We start from the raw sequence: 21,661 nt of genomic DNA, 5'->3' as shown, positions 1-21,661 counted from the left end.
CGACTGGATGGCCGCCGTACCCGTCGCCGATATGCGGTCTGCATCTGCTGCAACCTGGTGTCCAACGCGAGACCACGCTGCATCCCCGGCCGCCCGAAGGCTGCAGCGGCGCGGCTGCCTCGCTCCGAGCGTAAGGTTCTTGCAGTGGCGAGGGGCGCGCTGCGCCCTTGCCGCCAAGGCGCAGCCAGCCTGCCGGGATCTCGGTTTCGAATCGGATGGCCTCAGCCGCGCATCGCGTCGCCATCCGAGAGGCTGCGACCAACGACCATGGGGGAGTGCGATCGGACCGGTGCTGTCTGAAGGCCAGTCGGGATGTCGCCTGCGCATCCGCGCGGGTCGCATGATTTCGGCCTGTGGACCGATACGTCACGAACGCCTGACCCGCTGACGACCGCCGGTCGTGACCGAAGGGCGACCGGGCCAAACGGCGTCTGCCCGCATTCAGTCTGCGGCTTGCGATGCCGGGTCGAAAAGGCCTGTCAGCCCAGGTTTCGTGCGGGTCCGCATCGACTTCGCTGCTAACATGATTTCACTTCAATCCAGCGTGCGGTGTATGCCTCCTTCCCTCGTGGCCACCGGCGTTGCCGGTCTCGACACAGTGCTTCGTGGCGGCCTGCCCGCCAACCGCATCTATCTGCTGGAAGGTCAGCCTGGCTCGGGCAAGACCACCCTGGCGCTCCACTATCTGAAGGAAGGCGTTGCCGCTGGCGAGAGCTGCCTCTACGTCACGTTGTCGGAAACCGAAGACGAACTTCGCGAGGTCGCCAGTTCGCATGGCTGGACTCTCGACGGAATCCATCTCTTCGAGCTGGCGTCCGCGGACGAAGTGCTTGGCGACGGCCAGCAGCAGTCGATCCTGCATCCGTGGGAACTGGAACTGGGTGGCACCGTCAATCTGATCCAGAAGGAGATCGACCGGGTCAAGCCGACACGCGTCGTCTTCGATTCGCTTTCCGAACTCCGGCTGCTCGCGCAGGACGCACTTCGCTACCGGCGCCAGGTGCTGGCCCTGAAGCAGTTCTTCGCGCCCCGGAACATCACGGTCCTGCTGGTCGACGATCTGACGGGCGAGGGCGGAAGCCGCGATGCCCATCTGCACAGCCTGTGTCATGGCGTCATCACGCTCGAGCGGATGACGCTGGACTTCGGCTCGGCCAAGCGGCGCATGCAGGTGCAGAAGCTCAGAGGTGTGAACTTCATCGCCGGTTACCACGATCTGAAACTCTTCACCGGCGGCATGGAGATCTTTCCACGGTTGATCGCGTCCGAGCACCATGTCGATTTCGTCGGGGAGCCGCTCTCGAGCGGCATCGAGGGACTCGATGCGCTGCTCAACGGTGGCCCGTTACGCGGCACCAGCACGTTGCTCACCGGTCCTGCCGGTAGCGGGAAAACCAACATCGCGCTCCAGTACGTCGCGGCTGCCTGCAGGCGGGGCGAGCATTGCTGCCTGTTCGAGTTCGACGAGCGCACGGGCACACTGCTGACCCGGGCCGAGGCCCTGGGGTTCGATCTGCGCCCCCATATCGAAAGTGGCCTGCTTCGCATCGAGCAGATGGACCCCGCGGAGATTTCCCCGGGCGAATTCGCCTGCCGGATCCGCGAGAGCGTCGAGAACGACAACTGCCGCGTACTCGTGATCGACAGCCTGAATGGGTACCTGATCTCGATGCCGCAGGAAAAGCAGCTCATGTTGCAGATGCATGAACTGCTTTCGTATCTCAACCAGAGTGGTGTCAGCACGTTTCTGATCAATCCCCAGCATGGACTCGTTGGCACCATGGCCACGGGCGAGCTCAACGTGTCCTACATGACGGACACGGTGATCCTGTTCCGGTTCTTCGAGGCACAAGGGCGGATCCGCAAGGCGATTTCGGTCATCAAGAACCGCGGTGGCGCTCACGAGGACGCCATCCGTGAGCTTCGCATCGACCAGCAGGGCTTGAGGCTCAGCGAACCGCTCGCGGGCTTCAAGGGCGTCCTCACCGGGACGCCGAGTTTCATCGGGGAAAACGCGCCTCTGCTGGAAGATCGCGGTGGCTGATCCGGCCAGCGATGGCCAACGTGTTCTGGTGCTGGCGCCTTACGGAAAGGACGCCGAGAGCATCGCCGCCATCGTCGAGCAACGCGGCAGCCCTGTGCGTGTGGTGACGGGCATCGCGTCGCTCTGCAGCGAAATAGGAGACGCCACCGGTGTCGTGATCATCACCGAGGAGGCGCTTTCGGGCGAGCTGGGCGTGCTGCAATCGACACTGTCACAGCAGCCCGCGTGGTCCGACATTCCCTTCCTGCTGTTGCGCGCCGTGAACCGTCGTCATCCCGGCCGTGCCAGCCATGTCTCGCTCGATACGATGAACGTCGTGGAACTCGAGAGGCCCGTGGGCATCGCCTCGCTGATGAGCGCCGTCCTGTCCGCCCTGCGATCACGGCGCAAGCAGTTCGTGATCCGCGATCAGATCGTCGCGCTGTCCGAAAGCAAGAAAGCATTGGCTGCAAGCGAAGCGGAACTTCGCCTGATTGCCGACGCGCTGCCGGTGCTGATCGGATTCGTCGATCACGACGTGAGGTACCGGTTCGCCAATCGGACCTACGAGCAGTGGATGGGCACGCCTGTAGAGCAGATCATCGGCAAGACCGTCGAGCAGGTCATCGGTCCCGATGCCTGGCGCGTGCGCAAAGATGCCGTTGCCAGAGCGCTGGCGGGCGAGACGGTCGTGCTGGAACTCGAGTGGCCCCATCTCGATGGGCGGCGACGCGATGCCGAGATCCGCTATCTGCCTCGCAGGGCAGTGGACGGCAGGGTCGATGGTTTCCACATCTTCGCGACCGACATCACGGCCAGGCGTCTGGCGCTCGAGGTGTCGCAGCAGCAATCCGCGCTGCTCGAGGCCAGGGTCGCGGAGCGCACGTCCGAACTGTAGGCGCAGATCCGGGCGAGGGAAGAGAGTGAGTCCGCGCTCAGACAGGCGCAGAAGATGGAAGCGGTCGGCCAGCTGACCGGCGGCATCGCACACGATTTCAACAACATGCTGACGGGCATCCTGGCCTCGCTCGACCTGATGCGTGTGCGATTGGACGCGGAAAAGGTGGACCGGGTCGATCGGTATCTGGATATCGCGACCACATCCGCCTTGCGAGCCGCGGGCCTGACCCAGCGGCTGCTGGCCTTCTCGCGCCGGCAGTCTTTGAACACAGCGCCCGTCGACAGCGGCAAGCTCATTGCGGGTCTGTCGGAGTTGTTGTCCGGAACGCTGGGCGAGCAGGTAAAACTCGACTTCGATGTCGCCGATGGACTGCCCTTCATTCTGGTTGACGCCAACCAGCTCGAGAGCGCAATCCTCAATCTTGCGATCAACGCGCGCGATGCGATGCCCCAGGGCGGCACGCTGAAGATTGCCGTGCGAGGCACGGACCATCGCGACGACGACTACGTGCCACAAGGTGCCACCACGCGCGTGGATCTTTCGGGCTTCGTGGCGATATCGGTTTCGGATTCCGGTGTCGGCATGTCGCAGAGCATCATCGACCGCATTTTCGAGCCGTTCTTCACCACCAAGCCGATCGGACAGGGGACCGGGCTCGGCATGTCGATGATCTACGGTTTCATCCGCCAGTCGAATGGACACGTGCGCGTGGACTCCGTGGTGGGGACGGGCACGACGATCACCCTGTATGTGCCGGTCGCCGTCTCGGTGCCAGCAGAAGACACGAGCATTCCGGTGACCGTCACAGCCGATACCGCGCGACAGGTGCTGGTGGTCGAGGACGATGCGCAGGTCCGCGCGCTCGTGGAGGACGTGTTGATCGAGCTCGGCTACAGCGTGCGGATTGCGTCCGATGCGGATCAGGCCATTCCCATGCTGAAATCGCAGAGCCAGATCGATCTTCTGATCACGGATGTCGGGCTGCCGGGCCTCAACGGGCGCCAGCTTGCGGAAATCGCGCGCCAGACCCGACCGGAGTTGGGCGTACTGTTCATGACGGGATACGCAGAGACCGCGGTCAACCGATCCGAATTTCTCGATGCCGGCATGAGTCTGATCACGAAACCTTTCGCGTTGAACGATTTCAGTACGCGCGTGCATCAGATGCTCACGCAGGGGGCCGCGACATCTCCTGACGCGCGCTGACAGGCCTGTGCAACGCATCTGATTCGATGGGATGGCGGACGTTGCCTGTTTTCAGAACATGCAGTGTTCGTGCGTGGCAGGCTCAGGAATTGCCGATCAAGTTCGGTTCTTCGTCTTTCCCGCGGAGGCGGGAATCTAGGGTTTTGACGTTCGACGGCTTGACAGTCTCTGGATTCCCGCCTTCGCGGGAATGACGATTCTGGTCGGCGTCGCCTCGGTCGAACTGAGAGCGAGGATTCTTCCGACGTCTGCATTGCAACGAGGCCGGCGGGCGCGCGAACGTCGTGGTGTCCCGTGCTTTCGCACACTCGCGATATCCGCCGAGTCTCGCGTCCGGGCAGACTAGACGGGCATAGGAGGAGAGATCGATGTCATGTCTAGGCGTGGATGGCGCGAAGTCCGGCTGGATCGGGGTCTGGCGTCAGGGCGGTGCGTTCGATTTCGAGGTGTATCCGGACGCCGTCTCCTTGCAGGCGGACAGGATAGCCGCCGCCGTCATCGCGGTGGATGTGCCGATCGGGCTCGCGGAAGCGGGTAGCCGCACTGCGGATCGCGAGGCGCGACGGTTCGTGGGCGGGCGCCGGGCGTGCAGTGTGTTCTCGGCGCCTGTGCGCGGGATTCTGGATGCGGCAACTCAGCCGGAAGCCTCCAGGCGCCATCGCGAGATCGATGGTCGCGGCTTCGGTGCGCAGGCGTTCGGCATCCTGGCGAAGGTGCGCGAGTGGGACGCGCTGCTTCAGTCCAGTCCCCGGGCACGCGCCCAGGTGCGGGAGGTCCATCCGGAAGTCTCGTTCGCCGCGCTCAACGGTGGCATTGGCGTCGCAGATCGCAAGAAGTCGGAGCGCGGACAGGCGGCTCGATTGCATCTGCTCGGCGCGGTCTTCGATCCTGCGGCGATCCTTCGCCTGCTCGACGCCGTGCCGCGACGAAGCGCCGCCGCCGACGATGTGCTCGATGCACTGGTGGCGCTGTGGACTGCGGAACGCATCGCGGCAGGCACCGCGTACTCGCTGCCATCTCCGCCGGAAACCGATCGTTGCGGTCTGCAACGGGCCATCTGGTATTGAGGACGGCCGCCCGTTTCAACGCCTGGCTGATCAGCGCTTGCGCAGATAGATCGCCCAGTACGCGAACCCAAGCCCGCCGCCGCCGATGATGTTGCCCAGCGTCGACCACACCAGGTTGATGCCCGCCGCGCTCCACGACAGTCCCGCCGGCAGTTCGGCGCCCGTCGCCGCCTGCGCCAGCAGGCCCAGCGGCAGCAGCGACATGTTCGCGATCGAGTGCTCCAGGCCCAGTGCGACGAAGGCCGCGACGGGCGGCACGATGACGGCGACCTTTTCGACGGCGGACTTCGCGCCCGCTGCCATCCACACGGCCAGGCAGACCAGCAGGTTGGCGAGGATGCCACTGGCGACGATGCTGCCTGCGGATTTGGAGGCCTTCCCGGTGGCAAGTTCGACAGCCGAGGTGGCGAACGCGCCTTCGCCTGCGAGGTGCAGGCCGGCGCCGATCGCGAGCAGCACGAGCAGCAGGGCGCCGACGAGATTCGCGATCCACACGAGGCTCCAGGCGCGCAGCAGTTGGCCGGGGCCGATGCGCTTCTGTGCGAGCGGCAGGGTCATCAGCGTGTTGCCGGTGAACAGTTCGGCGCCGGCCAACAGCACGAGAATCAGGCCGAGCGCGAAGCCGATACCGACTGCGACCTGGGTCAGCCCGTAGGGCAGGTCGCCGGCGCCTGCGCCGATCAGCACGGCGACCAGACTGCCGAAGCCGATGTAGGCACCCGCCAGCATGCCGAGGCCGATCATCTTGCCGGCGGGCAGCATGGCCTTGTCGACGCAGGTGTCGGAGATCGCGCTCGCGATGTCGTCGGGCGGGGCGATGGCGGGAGAGGCGTCAGCCATGGGGGCGCGTCCGTTCGGGAGAGCGGACAGCTATACGCAAGCGGCAGTGAAGCAGGCGGCCACGCGTGGAGCCGGTCCGGCGGTTGTGCGCGGCGCGAGGTCGTGTTCGGCGACGGCGATGGGTGCATCCGCGGCGCATGAGGGGAACGCACGATCGCCGTAGTCGCGCGCGAACTGCGGCACGTTTTCATCGCCCACTGCGCCTGAGGCGCTGCTCGCGGGCAGGCTTTACGACGACATCACTCAGCGCGTTTTTTGATCAGACCCAGGTGTTTCTGGAAATGCGGGGGCGAGCGCGAGGTGACCGATTGAAGTGGCGGCGGTGGCAGTGCGCTCGCCCCTCAGAGCGAGCGCGTTGGTGGGCGGTGACCGCGTGCAGTCGCCGCGCAGTCGTCTCTCTGCGTGGGCCAGGGCCATCGGCAGCCGCAAGGGGGGCACGCGTGTCACCGCCGCAATCGACCGCGTCGGTCTGCCACGGCGCAGCCCACGTTCGCGCGGTCTGGACGGTGTCTGCAGCTCAGCGCTGGGGCGGCTGTGGGGAGGGCGTCTCGGAGATGGGCATCGCGATCGTGCATCGCACACCATCGACGCCGATCGCGTATGTCGTGCGTGCGCCGAGCTGATAGGGCAACGCGTACTCGATGAGTTCGCGACCGGCGCCGCCACCGCGCGGCATGTCCGCGGCGCGCGCCATGTCGACGTGGCTCTCCAGCCATTCGAGGTGCAGCCAGGGCGCATCGTCTTCGCGGTCCACACGCCATTTCACGGCCAGTTGGCCCTGCGGCTGCGCGAGTGCCCCGTACTTCGACGCGTTGGTCGCAAGTTCGTGCAGGGCAAGCGCGAGGGTCTGGACGGATCGGGAGCGCAGGCGCACACCGGTCGGGCCCGACAGCGCGACGCGCTGCCCGTGCCCGTCTTCGTCCAGCGCGCCCATCGCGGACAGTTCGGTGCGCAGCAGCACGTCGAAGTCGACCCGGTCGCCTTCCTGCAGATGCGACAGCAGCTCCTGCACGCGCGCGAGGGCACCGAGCTGGCGCCGGTAGTTCGTCGCCAGCGTTTCGACGTCGGGGCTGCCGAGCCGCGTCTTGTCGAACACGGCGAGCACCACGGCCATGATGTTGCGGGTGCGGTGCTGGAGTTCCTTGAGCAGCGCCTGCTGGCGCTCGTCCCACTGTCTGCGCTCCGTCGCGTCGCGCCCGACCTTGAGGTAGCCCGCAACCTCGCCCGAGGCGCCCAGGATCGGCCGCATCGCGCCTTCGATGAACACCCGGTCGCCGCCCTTGCGGGCATGCCAACGCACGTCCGGCGCGACGCCATGCTCGCGCGCGCCGCGCATTTCCTCGCCGGGCACACCGGCAGCGCGGTCTTCCGGCGTGAAGGTCATCGCCGCATGCTGGCCGAGCGTGTCCTCGGCGCTCCATCCGAACACCGCATGCGCACCGGAGGGCCAGCTCCGGATGATGCCGTCGGCGTCGGTCGAAAAGATCGCGTAGTCGAGGGCGGTCGTGACGATGCCGCGGTAACGCTCCTCGCTCTCCTGCAGCCGGTTCTCCAGCCGAGCGTAGTCTTCCCGCAGCTGTGTCTCCCGCATACCGGCCAGCTTCGACAGCGCCCGGTCGACCAGTCCGTTGAAACGCGCCGTCTCGCCCAGGGTCGCGGCGTCGTGCATATCGATGCCAGTCGACCCGCACATCAGAACCGCACTGCGGAGCGCGCCGATTTCCTGCAGCAGTGTCTTCAGGGGCGCATCCGCATGTTGCCGCACGACACGACCGAGCACTGCGTTGCTGGTCGACGCGTGCTCACCCTCGCGCGCCGCGATGGTGAGCGGATCCGGTTGCCCCGTCTCGAGATCGCGCGCAAGCGCCAGCAGAATCGCTTCCGCGTCTTCCGACAACACCGGCCCGTGTCCCGCAGTTGTCGCGTCTACGACGGCGCCCGTGCGCCACTGCACGAGAATCTGCCGGACGTGGGACTGGATGAATTCGTGTAAGGGCATCGATGGGATCCTCGCAAAGCGGTGACGGGTGGCGGGGCGTGCAACCGGGCTGTCATCGACTAGACGAATCGCCGTCGGCGAACAGGTCTCGCAGTTCTCGGAAGACGGCAGGCTCCGCCCGTCATGCGCGAAGCGGGCTGGCCCTCAGCTGTGGCACCGGACGCAACACGACACACGCACGGGGCGGACATCCCGCAGTGCGATGTGTCTGGCGCAGCGTGGCGCCCGAGACAGTGGGAGCCGGCCCGCGAGAGACGCGTGAAGCGTCGTCGCGGCCGCCTTTCCGGGCTTCCTGACGCGTGCGGGCGTTGCGTGGAGATCGATGTCCCGGTACAGGTAGATCCGTCTTGCGCCGCCGCCACTGAAGAGGCGCGCCGCAACGCGATCACAGCGCGCTGCCTGTGTCCGAATCAACATTCCGCAGGACCTCACCTGATCTGGAGATCGACTCCGTGGCGATTGATGTATCGAAAGACAGACCGGCGGCCGACTCGCATGACACGACGGACGCCATCGCGCGACGCGCGGCAGCGGGCGAGTTTTCGCACGACCATCCCGACGTGATGCCGGGAGACGACGCCTGGCAGGGACTCGATCTCGACGGCTATCTCGAGCGTGCGCGGGAGAAGCTGCGGCCCGGCTCAGGTGGCGAATCCCCAGCAGGTGTCGCAAAGCGATTCATGGACGAGGACTGGGCACCATCGGATCACGAAGCCCTCGTACACGACGCGCTGCCCGGGTAACGGCGTCCGGATCACGGGTCGCTGCGTGTCGGCACGTGCGCATTGCGGGACGGGCGGCAGATCTTCGAATCCCGCGCACTCGATCGCATCGGACCGGGGCCGGGAAGGCGCACATGTAGCGTGGTGCGCGACTGCCCCGTCGTGATGTTCACCATGTCTTGCGCCCCGATGCAGGATCTTGCCCGGTGCCGCGTGCGCCTGCCCGCGATGCCGCCCTCCCGACGTCGAGACTTCCGATGGACACACACCCCGTACTCGTGACGCAGCCCTATCGGCCGCTGAACCCCTTGCACCTGCTGCTGGTCAGCAGTGCATTCCCTCTTTTCCTGGGCGCCTTGTTCGCCGACATCGCCTATGCCCGCAGCTACGAGATCCAGTGGACCAACTTCGCGTCCTGGCTGCTGGTGGGCGCAATGGTGTTCGCGGTGCCTGCCCTGATCTGGGCGCTGGTGTCGCTGATCACACCGACCGCGCGGACGCGCACGCGTTTCATCTACGTTGGCCTGCTGGCGCTGACCTGCGTGCTCGGCTTCCTCAACTCGCTGATCCACGCAATGGATGCCTGGCAGAAGATGCCGCAGGCGCTGGTGTGGTCGGTGCTGTGCGTGCTGTCGATCGGCGCGAGCCTGTGGTTCGCGCTCGGTGGCACATTGCGTCGCCGGGAGGTGCTGCCATGAACGTCCTGAATTCGAAGCGTCCGAAGACCATGCTGCTGACGCGCGCCCTGGTGCCCGCACTGGCACTCGCGCTGGCCGCCTGCAGCGGCACGCCGGACGAAACCTATGTCGGCCCGTCGCCGGAACTGCCGAAGCCGCAGCGCGGCCTGTTCCCGACGCTGAAGATCTCGCTGCCGGCCGAATGGGGCGATCAGCTGCCGACCGTGCCGGAGGGCTACGAGATCGCGCCGATCGCGGACAACCTGCTGATCCCGCGCCAGATGCTGGTGCTGCCCAACGGCGACATCCTCGTGGCCGAAGGCCGCGGCGGACGCGCGCCGAAGCTGACGCCGAAAGACATCATTGCCGGCTTCATCAAGGCGCGTGGCAACACGCAGGTCGAAAGCGGCAATCGCCTCACGCTGCTGCGTGACACCGATGGCGACGGGACGTACGAGAACCGCTCGGTGTTCGCCGACAATCTCGACGCGCCGTACGGCCTGGCGTTCGGCAACGATTCGATCTACGTGGCCACGCAGGATGCGTTGCTGCGCTTCCCGTACACCGAAGGCGCGGTCAATGCGGCCGGTGCGCCGCAGGAAATCACCCGGTTGCCGGGCGCGGTCAACCACCACTGGACCAAGGCGCTGACGATCAGTGCCGACGGTCGTTACCTGTTCGTCGGTATCGGCTCGGACAGCAACATCACCGAGCGTGGTCTGGCGGTCGAAGAGAACCGCGCGATGGTCTGGCAGGTGGAGGCGGCGACCGGCTTCCACCGCGTGTTCGCGACCGGCCTGCGCAATCCGACCGCGCTAGCGATGCAGCCGGGCATGGACCAGCTGTGGGCGGTGGTCAACGAGCGTGACGAGATCGGCGACGAACTGGTGCCCGACTACCTGACCAGCGTGCGTCCGGGCGGGTTCTACGGTTGGCCTTACAGCTACTGGGGCCAGAACGTCGACGACCGCGTGCGTCCGCAGAAGCCGGAGAAGGTCGCCGCCGCGATCACGCCCGACTTCGCGCTGGGCTCGCACGTGGCCGCGCTGGGTGTCGCGTTCTCCACGCCGTCGATGGGTGCGCAGTTCGCGAATGGCGTGTTCGTCGGCCAGCACGGCAGCTGGAACCGCAATCCGCCGGTGGGCTACAAGGTCTCGTTCGTGCCGTTCCGCGACGGCAAGCCGTCGGGTGAGGCGATCGACTTCGCGACCGGCTTCCTCGGCGATGACGGCAAGGCGCGTGGCCGCCCGGTCGGCGTGACCGTCGATCCGCGAGGTGCGTTGCTGGTGGCGGACGATCTGGCCAACACCATCTGGCGGATCACGCCGACGGGTGGCGCACCGGGTGCACCTGCTGCTCCGGCACAGCCGGCTACGACGCCGGACACTGCGGCCGCACCTGCAGCGGTACCGGCGCCGACGGGAACGACGCCGCCTGCGGGTTGAGTGCGTTCGAAATGGTGTGCATGACAAAGGGCCCGAAAGGGCCCTTTGTTTGTTCGACTGCGATGTTACGCGGAAGACGTGTCGCGCTTACCGTCATCCCGGCGAACGCCGGGATCCAGCGACTTCGGACGTTCGCGCTAAACCCTGAAGCCAGCGGACCCGAACGCGTTTTTCGGACGCAGCGCGCAAAGGCACTGGATCACCAGCGCTCTGCACTGTTGGGAAGCGACTCCGGCTTACGCCGGGATGACGGAGCGGCGGCGAGGCGATCACACGAGCTCTGCGCCCCGCGCACGCCGCGCTCGTCCCTCATCCAGCAGCAGGCCCCGGCAACTTCGCGATCACCTTGATCTCGAAGTCGAAGCCCGCCAGCCAGGTCACGCCCACCACCGTGGCCGTCGGAAACGGCGCCTCGCCCCAGTACTCGGGCACGATCTCCCAGGCCCGTTCGAAGCGGTTTGCGGGATCGACGATGAAGAACGTCACGTCGACGACATCGTCGAACGTGGCGCCGGCGGCAGCGAGTACGGCGTTGAGGTTCTCGAACGCGCGGCGCACCTGCTGCTCGAATTCCGGCTCGGGCGAGCCGTCTTCGCGGCTGCCGACCTGGCCGGCGACGAAGAGGAAACCGTCGGAACGGATGGCCGGCGAATAGCGGTGCTTGTCGTACAGCGCATGGCGGCCGGCGGGAAAGACAGCGTCACGTGTTGCCATGGGAATCTCCTGTGGAGCGGGTGCCCCGGATGATTGCGGTGAATCCAGTCTGCGGACGCGGCCCTGCGGGATAAACACGCCGTGCTGCCCAGGACTGTTCGTAGAATCCAAACAATCTCCGCCTCTGGACCACCGATGGACCGTATCGATGCGATGCAGGCGTTCGCACGCGTGGTGGAAACGGGCAGCTTCACCAAGGCGGCCGCCACGCTGCACATGAGCCGGACGACGGTCACGCAACTCGTGCAGCAGCTGGAAGCGCGGCTGCGGGTCAAGCTGCTCAACCGCACGACGCGGCAGGTCAACGTGACCGCCGACGGCGCGGCGTATTACGAGCGTGTGGTCCGCCTGCTGGCCGACATGGACGACGCGGAAACCAGTCTGTCGAGCGCTTCGGCCGCGCCGCGCGGGCGGCTGCGCGTTGACGTGCCCAGCCCGTTCGCGCGGATGATCCTGGCGCCGGCCTTGCCGGACTTCCACGCGCGCTACCCGGACATCCAGCTGGACCTGGGCGTCAGCGACCGGCGCGTGGACCTGATCGGCGAGAACGTGGATTGCGTAGTGCGCGGCGGCACGATTACCGACCAGTCACTGATCGCGCGGCATGTGGGGGACCTGCAGCTTGGCGTGCACGCGTCGCCGGCGTATCTGCAGCGCATGGGCACGCCCGCGCATCCGAGAGAGCTTGAAGACTCGCACCACCGCATCGTCGGCTTTCTGTGGGCGCGCACCGGCAAGCCCTTGCCGTACGCGATGCGCCGCGGCGACGAGCGCGTGCAGGCGCAGGGGCGTTATGTCGTCGCGCTGGATGACGGCAATGCCTACCTCGCGGCCGGCCTTGCGGGCATGGGCGTGCTGTGGCTGCCGGCGTACATGGCCAAAGCGCACGTGGCGAGCGGCGAGCTGGTGACCCTGTTCGGCGACTGGACGCTCGATCCGATGCCGATGCACGTCGCGTTTCCGCCGAACCGGCACGTCAGCGCGAAGCTGCGGGTGTTCATCGACTGGATCATCGAGCTGATGGACGTGCACGCGCCGGTGCTGAGGCCGCCGCCGGCTTAGCGACCGTGGCGCGCGGTGGTGGTAGGCGACGGGTCCTGCGTATGCGCGCGTGCAATGGAGAAGAACGTCGCCGCTTTCTCGACTCGCGGAACCTCCGGTTTGCGTCGAAGGTGCTGAAAGCGCGGCAGCGCGTCCGCCTCCGTGCCCGATTCGAGCGGCACCGGCTCGCCGTGCCGTCACCGGTGCCACTGGACACACCGTGACATCCCGCCACACGGCAGGCGCATGATGCAGCCATCCCCATCGGATCCTGCCCATGGCCGCTGCCAACGACCGTCGCCATCAGATGTTCCCGGTGCTGGATGCCGCCCAGATCGCCAGTGCGCGACGTTTCGCCAGCGGACCGCCGCGCACGTATGCCGCCGGCGACGTGTTGTTCGATGTCGGCGACCGCGATGCGCCGGTGTGGCTGGTGCTGGAAGGTGCGATCGATGTCGTCCGCCGCGACGGGCTGGGACACGAGAAGCCGATCACCACCCAGGGCGCAGGCCAGTTCACCGGAGAGGTCAGCCAGCTGGCCGGGCGTGCCTCGCTGGCGGCCGGGCAGGCGGCCGAGAGCGGGTGTACCGCGGTGCCGATCGACGCTGCGCATCTGCGGGCGCTGGTGGTGGGCGCGGCGGAGCTGGGCGAGATCGTGATGCGCGCGCTGATCCTGCGCCGCGTCGGCCTGATCGAGGGCGACGCCGCGGGCTCGGTGCTGGTCGGTCTGCCGGGCGATGCGCACGTGACCGGGCTGCAGGGCTTCCTCACCCGCAACGGCTATCCGAACACGCTGGTCGATGCCGACAGCGACGAAGGGCGGGACATCGTCGAACGCCTGGGCATCCAGCCCGGCGACCTGCCGCTGATGATCTGTCCCAACGGCGCGGTGCTCAAACGCCCCGGCACCGCGGAGGCGGCAACGTGTCTCGGCATGACGCCGGAACTCGATCCCGATGCCGTGCACGACGTGGCGATCGTCGGCGCCGGACCGGCGGGCCTGGCGGCGGCGGTGTACGCGGCGTCCGAAGGGCTGTCGGTCCTCGTGCTTGACCAGCGTGCGATCGGCGGCCAGGCCGGCGCCTCGGCGCGGATCGAAAACTACCTCGGGTTTCCGACCGGCATCTCCGGCCAGGCCCTCGCCGGACGCGCCTACAACCAGGCGCTGAAGTTCGGCGCCGAACTCGCGATTCCGCTTGAGGTTGCGACGCTGGCCTGTGGCGGCGACGCATCTGCCGACAGCGGGCCGGCGTCGCATGCCCTGCATCTGACCTCGGGCGAAGTGGTGCGCGCACGCACGGTCGTCATCGCATCGGGTGCGCGTTACCGGCGGCCGGATATCGAAAACCTGTCGTTGTTCGAAGGTGCGGGTGTGTCGTACTGGGCGTCGCCGGTCGAGGCGCGGCTGTGCGAGGGCGAGGAGGTCGCGCTGGTCGGTGGCGGCAATTCGGCCGGGCAGGCGGTGGTGTTTCTGGCGCCGAAGGTGAAGACGCTGCACCTCGTCGTCCGCGGCGCAGGGCTCGAAGCATCGATGTCGCGCTATCTGATCGATCGCATCCGGGCGTTGCCGAACGTGGTGCTGCACACGCGCACCGAGCTGGTCACGCTGGAAGGCGATACCGAGCGCGGACTGGTCGGCGGCACGTATCGCGACCGCGATTCCGGCGAGACCCATCACTGCGATCTGCGGCATGTGTTCCTGTTCGTCGGCGCCGATCCCAATACCGGCTGGCTGACCGACTGCGTTGCGCTGGACCACGCCGGCTTCGTGACCACCGGCGTCGACGGCGCGGGGCCGGGCCGCTCGACCTCGCTGCAGACCGATCGCCCTGGCGTGTTCGCGATCGGCGACGTCCGCGCGGGGTCGGTGAAACGTGTTGCCGCGGCGGTGGGCGAGGGCGCCGCCGTGGTGTCGCAGATCCATCAGTACCTGGCGGCGGCTGACGAAGCCGCACGTTCCGATATTCCAGAGAAGGCGACCGCCTGATGGCCGACACCTGCACCCACCTCGACACCATCGCCACCGTCGTGCCCAGCGCACGCGGCTGCGAAGAGTGCCTCGCGATCGACAGTCCGTGGGTGCATCTGCGCCTGTGCCGCAGTTGCGGCCACGTCGGCTGCTGCGACGATTCGCCGAATCGCCATGCGACGGCGCATTACCACGCGACCGGTCACCCGATCATCGAGGGTTACGACCCGCCGGAAGGGTGGGGCTGGTGCTATGTGGACGAGGTCGAAGTCGAGCTGCCCGACCTGACGCGGCAGCTTGGACCGATTCCGCGTTACGTCTGAAGGCGTGCGCGCATCGGCTGCGCGGGTGACGTCGTGCTTCGCGTGCCGCGTTCGCGCGCTTTCACGAACGTCGGCGTAGCGTCGGGCTCCTGACCCGGAGGCCACGCCCATGCAGCCGAAACACCACACCCCGCAGCGCGACGAAGACCCCACAGCGCAGCCGTCGAAGCCGGACCCGAAGACCGGTCTGGATGCCGAAGTCGGCGATCTTGAAGATCCGGGTGCCGAAGACGAAGGTGCATTGCCGGGACGCGCAGGCGGCGGACTCGCAGGCGGATGACCAAGCGGGCCGGCGCGTCACGGACTACGGAACGCCAGGGTGACCAACCTGATGGGTGGTTCGATGCCGGGCGACGCGAAGCGCGCATGACATCGCGCGCGTCGCAGATCAGCTTGCGGCTCCGATAGGCGTGGTAACTCGACACCCGCGAGCCGGTGCGCGCATGTGAGGCGAAAAGAGAACATCCCGTTTAGTGCGCGCGTCATCGATGACGCTGTATGCCACACCGCTTTCAGTGCAACGGAAACGTCGTCGATCCGAAACTGATCGGTGACGGGGCGCGCGATCGGCGCCCCGTCACCCCGCGCCCGTCAGGCGATATCGGGCAGTCCGCCGATCACCTTCTCCAGCGTGATCGGGTATTCGCGGACACGCACGCCGGTGGCGTTGTGGATCGCGTTGGCGATCGCCGCCGGCACGCCGCACAGGCCCAGCTCGCCGACGCCCTTGGCCTTCATCGGCGAACTGTCGGCATCGGCCTCGTCGAGGAACACGACTTCCTGCTCCGGGATGTCGGCATGCACCGGCACTTCATAGCCTGCGAGGTCGTGATTGACGAAGAAGCCCATGGTCGTGTCGACCGCCAGTTCCTCACTCAGCGCGGCGCCCACGCCCATCGTCATCGCACCGATCATCTGGCTGCGGGCCTGCTTGGGATTGAGGATGCGTCCAGCCGCCGCGACCGACAGCATGCGACGCACGCGGGTCTCGCCGGTGTGCATGTCCACGCCGACTTCGGCGAAGTGCGCCGCAAACGTGCTGAGCTGCTTCTGCTTGTCGAGATCGCCGAATTCGATGGCGTCCTCGACGACGATCTGGCCATCGCCTGCGGCCTCACCCAGCGCGACCGAACGGCCGCCGGCACTGACCTTGCCGTCGGCGAACTCCGCAGTCGCAGGATCGAGCTCGAGCCGGGTCGCAACGACCTCGCGCAGCTTCATGCAGGCCGCATAGACGCCCGCGGTCGCGCTGTTCGCGCCCCACTGGCCGCCCGAACCCGCAGACGCGGGGAAGTCCGAGTCGCCGAGCTTCACGTCGATCGCCTCGATCGGCAGGCCCATGGTCTCGGCTGCGGTCTGCGCGATGATCGTGTAGCTGCCGGTGCCGATGTCGGTCATGTCGGTTTCGATGGTGACGCGGCCATCGCCGTCGAGTCGCGCACGTGCACCAGACTTCATCACCGGTGCGTTGCGGAAACCGGCCGCCACGCCCATGCCGACCAGCCAGCGGCCGTCACGCACGCTGCCGTGCGCCTTGCGCTGGTCCCAGCCGAACTTCTCCGCGCCCTGGCGCAGACATTCGACGAATTGGCGCTGCGAGAACGGCCGCTCGGGTTTTTCGGGATCGACCTGGGTGTCGTTGCGGATGCGGAATTCGACCGGATCCATGCCGAGTTTTTCGGCCATCTCGTCCATCGCGATTTCCAGCGCCATCATGCCGGGCGTCTCGCCGGGCGCGCGCATCGCATTGCCTTCGGGCAGGTCCAGCGTCGCCAGGCGCATCTTCGTCATGCGGTGCTCGCCGGCGTAGAGCAGGCGGGTCTGCTGCACGGCGACCTCGGGGCCGCCCCCTTCCAGATCGCCGGACCAGCTTTCGTGGCCCATCGCGGTGATCGTGCCGTCGCGGCGGGCACCGATGCGGATGCGCTGTTCGGTGGCCGGGCGATGCGTGGTGTTGTTGGCGATCAGCGGGCGGTGCAGTGCGACCTTGACCGGCCGCTTCGCTGCCTTCGCGCCGAGCGCGGCCAGCACTGCGTCGGTCCGCACGAACAGCTTGCCGCCGAAGCCGCCACCGATGTACGGCGACACCAGCCGCACCTTGTCGGCCGGAATGCCCAGCGTGCGGGCGACGTCGCCCTTGCCCCAGGCGATCATCTGGTTCGAGGTCCAGATGGTGACGGTGTCGCCGTCCCAGTCGGCGAGCGAGGCCATCGGCTCCATCATCGCGTGCGACTGGTCGGGTGTGGTGTAGGTCTCGTCGAGCGAGACCTCGGCCGCGGCGAAGGCGGACTCGAAATCACCGACGGCGGTATCGGCTGGCGTGTCGCCGCCTTCGGGCTTGATCGCATTCGGCTTTTCGCGCGCCAGCGAGAAGCGGCCGCGCGAGCGCCGATACTCCACACGCACGAGCGACGCAGCGGCACGGGCCTGCTCGAAGGTCTCGGCGACGACCAGCGCGATCGCCTGGTGGTAGTGCTGGATCTCCGGACCGCCCAGCAGGTGCGCGGTGTTCATGCGGCCCTTGCCGAGCTTGCCGGCGTTCTGCGCGGTGACCACCGCCAGCACGCCGGGCGCACGCTCGGCGGCGCTGGTGTCGATCGAGGCGATGCGTCCCTTGGCGATGCCGGCGCCGATGACGTGGCCGTAGGCCGCGCGCTCGGTGACGTCGTGCCATTCGTAGGCGTAATGCGCGGTGCCGGTGACCTTGTGCGGGCCGTCGATCCGGTCGAGCGGCTGGCCGACGACGCGCATCACGTCGATCGGGTTCTGGCCTGCGGGCGTGTCGAACTTCATGACGTGGCCTCCTGGTCATCGGCCAGCGCGGCGGCGATGGTGCGCTCGGCCAGCGTCAGCTTGAAGCGGTTGTCGTCGGTGGGCGTGGCGCCCTCGAACAGACGCGCGGCCACGGCCTTGGCACCGCGCGGTACCTCGGCATCCGCAGCGTCGCTGCGCCAGGGCTTGTGCGCGACGCCGCCTACCGCGACACGGCCAGTGCCGTCTCGTTGCACGATGGCAGCCACCGACACCAGCGCGAATGCATACGAGGCGCGATCGCGCACCTTGCGATAGACGTGGCGACCGCCGACCGGCGGCGGCAGCACGACGGCGGTGATCAGCTCGCCCGGCTGCAGCACGGTCTCGCGCTGCGGCGTGGTGCCGGGCGCGAGGTAGAAATCGTCGAGCGCGATGCGACGGGTCTGGCCATCGGGCGTGACGGTTTCCACCACCGCGTCGAGCAGCCGCATCGCGACGACCATGTCGCTCGGGTGGGTGGCGATGCACGAAGGGCTGCCGCCGATCACCGCGAGCTGCCGGCTGTAGCCATCGAGCGCGCCGCAGCCACTGCCCGGCAGGCGCTTGTTGCAGGCCTGCGCCGTGTCGTAGAAGTAGGGACAGCGCGTGCGCTGCAGCAGGTTGCCGGCCGTCGTCGCCTGGTTGCGCAGTTGGCCGGACGCACCGGCCAGCAGGGCACGCGACAGCACCGCGTAATCGCGACGTACGCGCGCATCGGCGGCGAGGTCGGTATTGCGCACCAGTGCACCGATGCGCAGGCCGCCCTCGTCGGTCTTGTCGATGGTGTCGAGCGACAGGCCGTTGACGTCGATCAGATGGGCCGGGGTTTCGATCTCCAGCTTCATCAGATCGAGCAGGTTGGTGCCACCGGCGATGAACTTCGCACCGGGCGTGCGTGCGGCCGCAGCGGCGGCAGCAGCGGGCGAGTCCGCGCGTTCGAATCCGAAGGCCTTCATGCGCCGGCCCTCCGGCTGCTGCGCGAGCCGCCGACGTCCTCGATCGCATCGAGGATGTTGGCGTAGGCGCCGCAGCGGCACAGGTTGCCGCTCATGCGCTCGCGGATTTCGTCGCTGCTCAGCGCGGGCTTCGCGGTGAGGTCGGCAGTGACATGGCTGGGAATGCCGGCGCGCACTTCCTCCAGCACTGCGACCGCCGAACAGATCTGGCCCGGCGTGCAGTAGCCGCACTGGAAGCCGTCGTGCTTCACGAACGCGGCCTGCATCGGGTGCAGCCTGTCGGATGTACCCAGGCCTTCGATGGTCGTGACCTTGGCGCCCTCCTGCATCACCGCGAGGGTGAGACAGGCATTGACGCGGCGGCCGTCCACGATCGTCGTGCAGGCACCGCACTGGCCGTGGTCGCAGCCCTTCTTGGTGCCGGTGAGGTGCAATTCCTCGCGCAGCAGGTCGAGCAGGGTGGTGCGCGTATCGACCTCACGCTCGACGCGCGTGCCGTTGACCTCCAGCGTGACGCGCTGCCGGACGGGTGCGCGGGCGGGCGACGGCGAGGCCACGGCAGACACAGCGGACTGCGCGAACGCGGGCGCGGCAACGGAACCGGCGGTGGCCGCGCCTGCTTTGAGCAGTTCGCGGCGTGTAAGTGGCGGCATGGGGTGTGTCCTCATGGCTGGCGTGTGGCTGGCGAGATGAGCGGGACGAGAGCCGTCCCTGCTACGTGAGCATGCGCAGGGGCATGTTGCGAAGGGGTCAACGTGGGCGGGTGAATTGTGCGCGGGTGCAGGAAACACTTATTCGCTGTATCCGGCGCAGCATGACGGTCGTGGATTGGAGGCAGGTCAGGGCGTCGCGCGCACGGATGCGGCCAGTCTTCCAGACGAATGCGTTCGTTCGGCACATCGCCAAAGCAGTGCTCTGCAGGGCCGGTACGCGTAGACGGGATGGATGGCGCCCGCGCCATCGGACATCCAGTGGAGACGCCGGATCGCGTTTCAGTCCGCAGGCGGCGGCATGCGGTTGCCGGCGCTGTCACGGCTCAATGCGTGCGCGCCGCGCAGCAGCATGCGGATCATCTGCGCCAGTTCCTCGACCAGGGCCGCATCGCGCTCGGGCGGCGAATCCAGCGCCGTGCCACCCAGGGCGAACACCAGCCGGGTGATCGCGCGCGACACCAGATCGGGGCGATGGAAGCCCAGGCCCTGGGCAGCGGCGATGCGGATCAGGTCCGCGCGCAGCTCTTCCTCGAAGAAATGCAGCTGGCGGTCGACTGCCCGCTTGAAGGCGTCCGAGCCCACGGTGCCTTCGCGCAGCAGCACGTGCAGCAGCTTGTCGTCGGCCCGCAGCCGCGCCATGAAGGCCTCGAGCGAGCCGCGGACGATACTGCGCCCGGACACCGCACGCCGCCGGGCGTCGCCGATGATGCCGCGCAGCGATTCACCGGCCACGTCGATCAGCGCGACCGCCAGTTCGTCCATGTCGTGGAACTGGCGATAGAAGCTGTTGGGTGCGATGCCGGCCTCGCGGGCGACCTCGCGCAGGCTGAGGGTGGACACGCTGCGGTGCGGCCCGGTCAGGCGCAGTGCGGCGGCGACCAGATCCTCGCGCACGATGGACGGCTTGCGGCCGGGGCCATCGGAAACGGGCACGTCGTCGCTGGCGGGCGCAGGACTGCGAAGGGACACGGGCAGGGCATCGCGGCGACGGTGGGCCAGCATAACAGTGCGGCAGCGTAGGGCCGCCGCAAAGCGGTCGCACGGCCGGTTTTCCCTTGGCCCCGGGGCGACTGATGAACGCCACGCATGCTGCACTGCGGAATTAATGCACACGTGTATACACAGCCGTGCGGATGGTTGTACAGTCGCTCCCATGTCAGCCGTCACGCCTCTCGCCAACCGTTCGCGCAGCCGTCTCCGGCGGCTCGCCACGCCCTTCGTCGCGCCCCCGGTGTTCGATTTCTGGGCGCAGCGCCTGCATCCCACGTGGACCTGGGAACGGCCGCTCGCACGCATCGTCGGACATGCCCCGGCCGCGGCGGGCGCGGTCACGTTGATCCTGAAGCCCAATCGCCACTGGGCCGGTGCACTGCCGGGCCAGCACGTCAACCTGGGCGCCGACATCGACGGTATCCGCGTCACCCGCAGCTACAGCCTGGACGCGCCGATGGGCGCGGACGGCCGCATCTCGGTGACGGTCAAGGGCATCGACGGCGGTCGCATGAGCCGGCATCTGACGGATCCGGCCCGGGTCGGTGACGTGCTCGACATCGGCGCCGGCTTCGGCGACATGACGCTCGACGCCGGTACTGCCAGCAACCCGCGTCTGCTGCTCGCCGGTGGCAGCGGCATTACCCCGCTGATGGCGCTGGTCCGCCAGTTGGCTGGGCAGGGCATGCCGGCGCCGGTGACGCTGCTGTACTGGGCGCGCAGCCGGGCCGAATTCTGTTTCGCCGATGAGCTGCGCGCACTGGCCGCGCAGCACTCCGGTTTCGACGTGCGCTTCGTGCTGACCGGTGACGCGCCGTCGTTGCAGGACGAGGCCGGCGGCCGGATCGATGCCGATCTGCTCGCGTCACTGGTGCCTGATCTCGCGACGCGTCACGTCGATGCCTGTGGTCCCGGCGGCTTCGTCGCTGCGGCCGAGGCGCTGCTCGATGGTCGCGTGGCACGGCTGCGCACCGAAGCCTTTACCCCGCCGCCGCGTCCGCCGGTCGACGACACCGGCACGGTGTCGGTGCACCTGGCGCGCAGCGGCCGCGATCTGCTGCTGCCGCGCGGCGTCCCGCTGCTCGAAGCCCTGGAAGCCGAAGGCGTGAAGCCGCGTTCGGGCTGCCGGATGGGCATCTGCAACACCTGCGCCTGCGGCAAGTCCGCAGGCACCGCGCGCGACCTGCGCACGGGCGCCGTCAACGGCGAGCCGAGCATGGCCTTCAAGCTGTGCATCAGCAGCGCCGTGACCGATCTCGTCCTCGATCTCTGATGTCCGGAG

Annotated in this window: 17 protein-coding genes and 1 pseudogene; 11 read left to right on the top strand and 7 right to left on the bottom strand. The window is 67.6% G+C overall.

The genetic code is table 11. The features are described from left to right. Positions 1-553 precede the first annotated feature (553 nt). From AC3A5K_RS13885 to AC3A5K_RS13875, 3 genes and pseudogenes are all read left to right on the top strand, one after another. Positions 554-2,044, top strand: a complete 1,491-nt coding sequence (locus AC3A5K_RS13885; RefSeq protein ID WP_487618126.1) for an ATPase domain-containing protein — start codon at positions 554-556, stop codon at positions 2,042-2,044. After that, positions 2,031-4,130, top strand: a pseudogene (locus AC3A5K_RS13880) (PAS domain-containing protein). Before AC3A5K_RS13885 ends, AC3A5K_RS13880 begins: the two are co-directional and overlap by 14 nt. Before the next feature lie 383 nt (positions 4,131-4,513). Further along, positions 4,514-5,197 (top strand): DUF429 domain-containing protein, encoded by a 684-nt coding sequence (locus AC3A5K_RS13875; RefSeq protein ID WP_487618125.1) that lies wholly within the window; start codon positions 4,514-4,516, stop codon positions 5,195-5,197. Positions 5,198-5,227: 30 nt separating this feature from the next. Here the strand turns inward: AC3A5K_RS13875 and AC3A5K_RS13870 are convergent, their stop codons facing one another. Together AC3A5K_RS13870 and AC3A5K_RS13865 are read right to left on the bottom strand one after the other, a co-directional pair. Continuing rightward, a complete protein-coding gene (locus AC3A5K_RS13870) occupies positions 5,228-6,037 on the bottom strand; it encodes a formate/nitrite transporter family protein (RefSeq protein ID WP_487618124.1) in 810 nt (269 codons plus the stop codon). 517 nt (positions 6,038-6,554) lie between these two features. Then, positions 6,555-8,036: a sensor histidine kinase gene (locus tag AC3A5K_RS13865; RefSeq protein ID WP_487618123.1), complete on the bottom strand. Its 1,482-nt coding sequence runs from the start codon at positions 8,034-8,036 to the stop codon at positions 6,555-6,557. Positions 8,037-8,437: 401 nt separating this feature from the next. Here AC3A5K_RS13865 and AC3A5K_RS13860 point away from each other — a divergent pair, with 401 nt between their 5' ends. From AC3A5K_RS13860 to AC3A5K_RS13850, 3 genes are all read left to right on the top strand, one after another. Continuing rightward, the gene (locus AC3A5K_RS13860) at positions 8,438-8,779 is read left to right on the top strand and encodes a hypothetical protein (protein ID WP_487618122.1); all 342 of its coding nucleotides are present in this window, start codon (positions 8,438-8,440) and stop codon (positions 8,777-8,779) included. Positions 8,780-9,015: 236 nt separating this feature from the next. After that, positions 9,016-9,456: a DUF2231 domain-containing protein gene (locus AC3A5K_RS13855; protein WP_487618121.1), complete on the top strand. Its 441-nt coding sequence runs from the start codon at positions 9,016-9,018 to the stop codon at positions 9,454-9,456. After that, the gene (locus tag AC3A5K_RS13850) at positions 9,453-10,880 is read left to right on the top strand and encodes a PQQ-dependent sugar dehydrogenase (RefSeq protein ID WP_487618120.1); all 1,428 of its coding nucleotides are present in this window, start codon (positions 9,453-9,455) and stop codon (positions 10,878-10,880) included. The genes AC3A5K_RS13855 and AC3A5K_RS13850 overlap by 4 nt, the downstream gene beginning before the upstream one ends. Before the next feature lie 309 nt (positions 10,881-11,189). On the opposite strand, the gene AC3A5K_RS13845 is transcribed toward AC3A5K_RS13850, so the two are convergent. Continuing rightward, positions 11,190-11,594: a RidA family protein gene (locus AC3A5K_RS13845; RefSeq protein WP_487618119.1), complete on the bottom strand. Its 405-nt coding sequence runs from the start codon at positions 11,592-11,594 to the stop codon at positions 11,190-11,192. A gap of 135 nt (positions 11,595-11,729) precedes the next feature. Between AC3A5K_RS13845 and AC3A5K_RS13840 the strand changes: the two genes are divergently transcribed. From AC3A5K_RS13840 to AC3A5K_RS13825, 4 genes are all read left to right on the top strand, one after another. Continuing rightward, on the top strand, positions 11,730-12,656 hold the full coding sequence (locus AC3A5K_RS13840; RefSeq protein ID WP_487618118.1) for a LysR family transcriptional regulator: 927 nt from the start codon (positions 11,730-11,732) through the stop codon (positions 12,654-12,656). Positions 12,657-12,912: 256 nt separating this feature from the next. Next, positions 12,913-14,622: an FAD-dependent oxidoreductase gene (locus AC3A5K_RS13835; protein ID WP_487618117.1), complete on the top strand. Its 1,710-nt coding sequence runs from the start codon at positions 12,913-12,915 to the stop codon at positions 14,620-14,622. Then, positions 14,622-14,927, top strand: a complete 306-nt coding sequence (locus AC3A5K_RS13830) for a UBP-type zinc finger domain-containing protein (protein ID WP_487618116.1) — start codon at positions 14,622-14,624, stop codon at positions 14,925-14,927. Before AC3A5K_RS13835 ends, AC3A5K_RS13830 begins: the two co-directional genes overlap by 1 nt. A gap of 109 nt (positions 14,928-15,036) precedes the next feature. Then, on the top strand, positions 15,037-15,207 hold the full coding sequence (locus tag AC3A5K_RS13825; RefSeq protein WP_487618115.1) for a hypothetical protein: 171 nt from the start codon (positions 15,037-15,039) through the stop codon (positions 15,205-15,207). Between the two features lie 311 nt (positions 15,208-15,518). Here AC3A5K_RS13825 and paoC read toward each other — a convergent pair whose 3' ends face one another. The 4 genes from paoC to AC3A5K_RS13805 all read right to left on the bottom strand — a co-directional run bounded on the left by paoC (position 15,519) and on the right by AC3A5K_RS13805 (position 20,358). Beyond that, entirely contained in the window at positions 15,519-17,720 is a 2,202-nt protein-coding gene (gene paoC, locus AC3A5K_RS13820; RefSeq protein ID WP_487618114.1) for an aldehyde oxidoreductase molybdenum-binding subunit PaoC, read from the bottom strand. Beyond that, a complete protein-coding gene (locus tag AC3A5K_RS13815; protein ID WP_487618113.1) occupies positions 17,717-18,676 on the bottom strand; it encodes an FAD binding domain-containing protein in 960 nt (319 codons plus the stop codon). Before AC3A5K_RS13815 ends, paoC begins: the two co-directional genes overlap by 4 nt. Beyond that, positions 18,673-19,329, bottom strand: coding sequence for an aldehyde dehydrogenase iron-sulfur subunit PaoA (gene paoA / locus AC3A5K_RS13810; protein WP_487618112.1), 657 nt, complete (start codon positions 19,327-19,329; stop codon positions 18,673-18,675). The genes AC3A5K_RS13815 and paoA overlap by 4 nt, the downstream gene beginning before the upstream one ends. Positions 19,330-19,668: 339 nt before the next feature. Then, on the bottom strand, positions 19,669-20,358 hold the full coding sequence (locus AC3A5K_RS13805; protein ID WP_487618111.1) for a TetR family transcriptional regulator: 690 nt from the start codon (positions 20,356-20,358) through the stop codon (positions 19,669-19,671). A 184-nt stretch (positions 20,359-20,542) separates the two neighbouring features. Between AC3A5K_RS13805 and AC3A5K_RS13800 the strand changes: the two genes are divergently transcribed. Then, positions 20,543-21,652, top strand: coding sequence for a ferredoxin reductase (locus AC3A5K_RS13800; protein WP_487618110.1), 1,110 nt, complete (start codon positions 20,543-20,545; stop codon positions 21,650-21,652). The last annotated feature ends 9 nt before the right edge of the window (positions 21,653-21,661 follow it).

It is taken from the genome of Luteimonas sp. Soil_C_5 (genome assembly GCF_057656615.1).
This window is presented reverse-complemented; position numbering and strand designations above follow the sequence as displayed.

Coding starts and splice junctions, on each gene's coding strand:
- AC3A5K_RS13835 (WP_487618117.1), top strand. CDS start 12,913: ATGGCCGCTGCCAACGACCGTCGCCATCAGATGTTCCCGGTGCTGGAT.
- AC3A5K_RS13830 (WP_487618116.1), top strand. CDS start 14,622: ATGGCCGACACCTGCACCCACCTCGACACCATCGCCACCGTCGTGCCC.
- AC3A5K_RS13825 (WP_487618115.1), top strand. CDS start 15,037: ATGCAGCCGAAACACCACACCCCGCAGCGCGACGAAGACCCCACAGCG.
- AC3A5K_RS13815 (WP_487618113.1), bottom strand. CDS start 18,676: ATGAAGGCCTTCGGATTCGAACGCGCGGACTCGCCCGCTGCTGCCGCC.
- AC3A5K_RS13800 (WP_487618110.1), top strand. CDS start 20,543: ATGTCAGCCGTCACGCCTCTCGCCAACCGTTCGCGCAGCCGTCTCCGG.
- AC3A5K_RS13855 (WP_487618121.1), top strand. CDS start 9,016: ATGGACACACACCCCGTACTCGTGACGCAGCCCTATCGGCCGCTGAAC.
- AC3A5K_RS13840 (WP_487618118.1), top strand. CDS start 11,730: ATGGACCGTATCGATGCGATGCAGGCGTTCGCACGCGTGGTGGAAACG.
- paoA (WP_487618112.1), bottom strand. CDS start 19,329: ATGCCGCCACTTACACGCCGCGAACTGCTCAAAGCAGGCGCGGCCACC.
- AC3A5K_RS13865 (WP_487618123.1), bottom strand. CDS start 8,036: ATGCCCTTACACGAATTCATCCAGTCCCACGTCCGGCAGATTCTCGTG.
- AC3A5K_RS13870 (WP_487618124.1), bottom strand. CDS start 6,037: ATGGCTGACGCCTCTCCCGCCATCGCCCCGCCCGACGACATCGCGAGC.
- AC3A5K_RS13850 (WP_487618120.1), top strand. CDS start 9,453: ATGAACGTCCTGAATTCGAAGCGTCCGAAGACCATGCTGCTGACGCGC.
- AC3A5K_RS13885 (WP_487618126.1), top strand. CDS start 554: ATGCCTCCTTCCCTCGTGGCCACCGGCGTTGCCGGTCTCGACACAGTG.
- paoC (WP_487618114.1), bottom strand. CDS start 17,720: ATGAAGTTCGACACGCCCGCAGGCCAGAACCCGATCGACGTGATGCGC.
- AC3A5K_RS13845 (WP_487618119.1), bottom strand. CDS start 11,594: ATGGCAACACGTGACGCTGTCTTTCCCGCCGGCCGCCATGCGCTGTAC.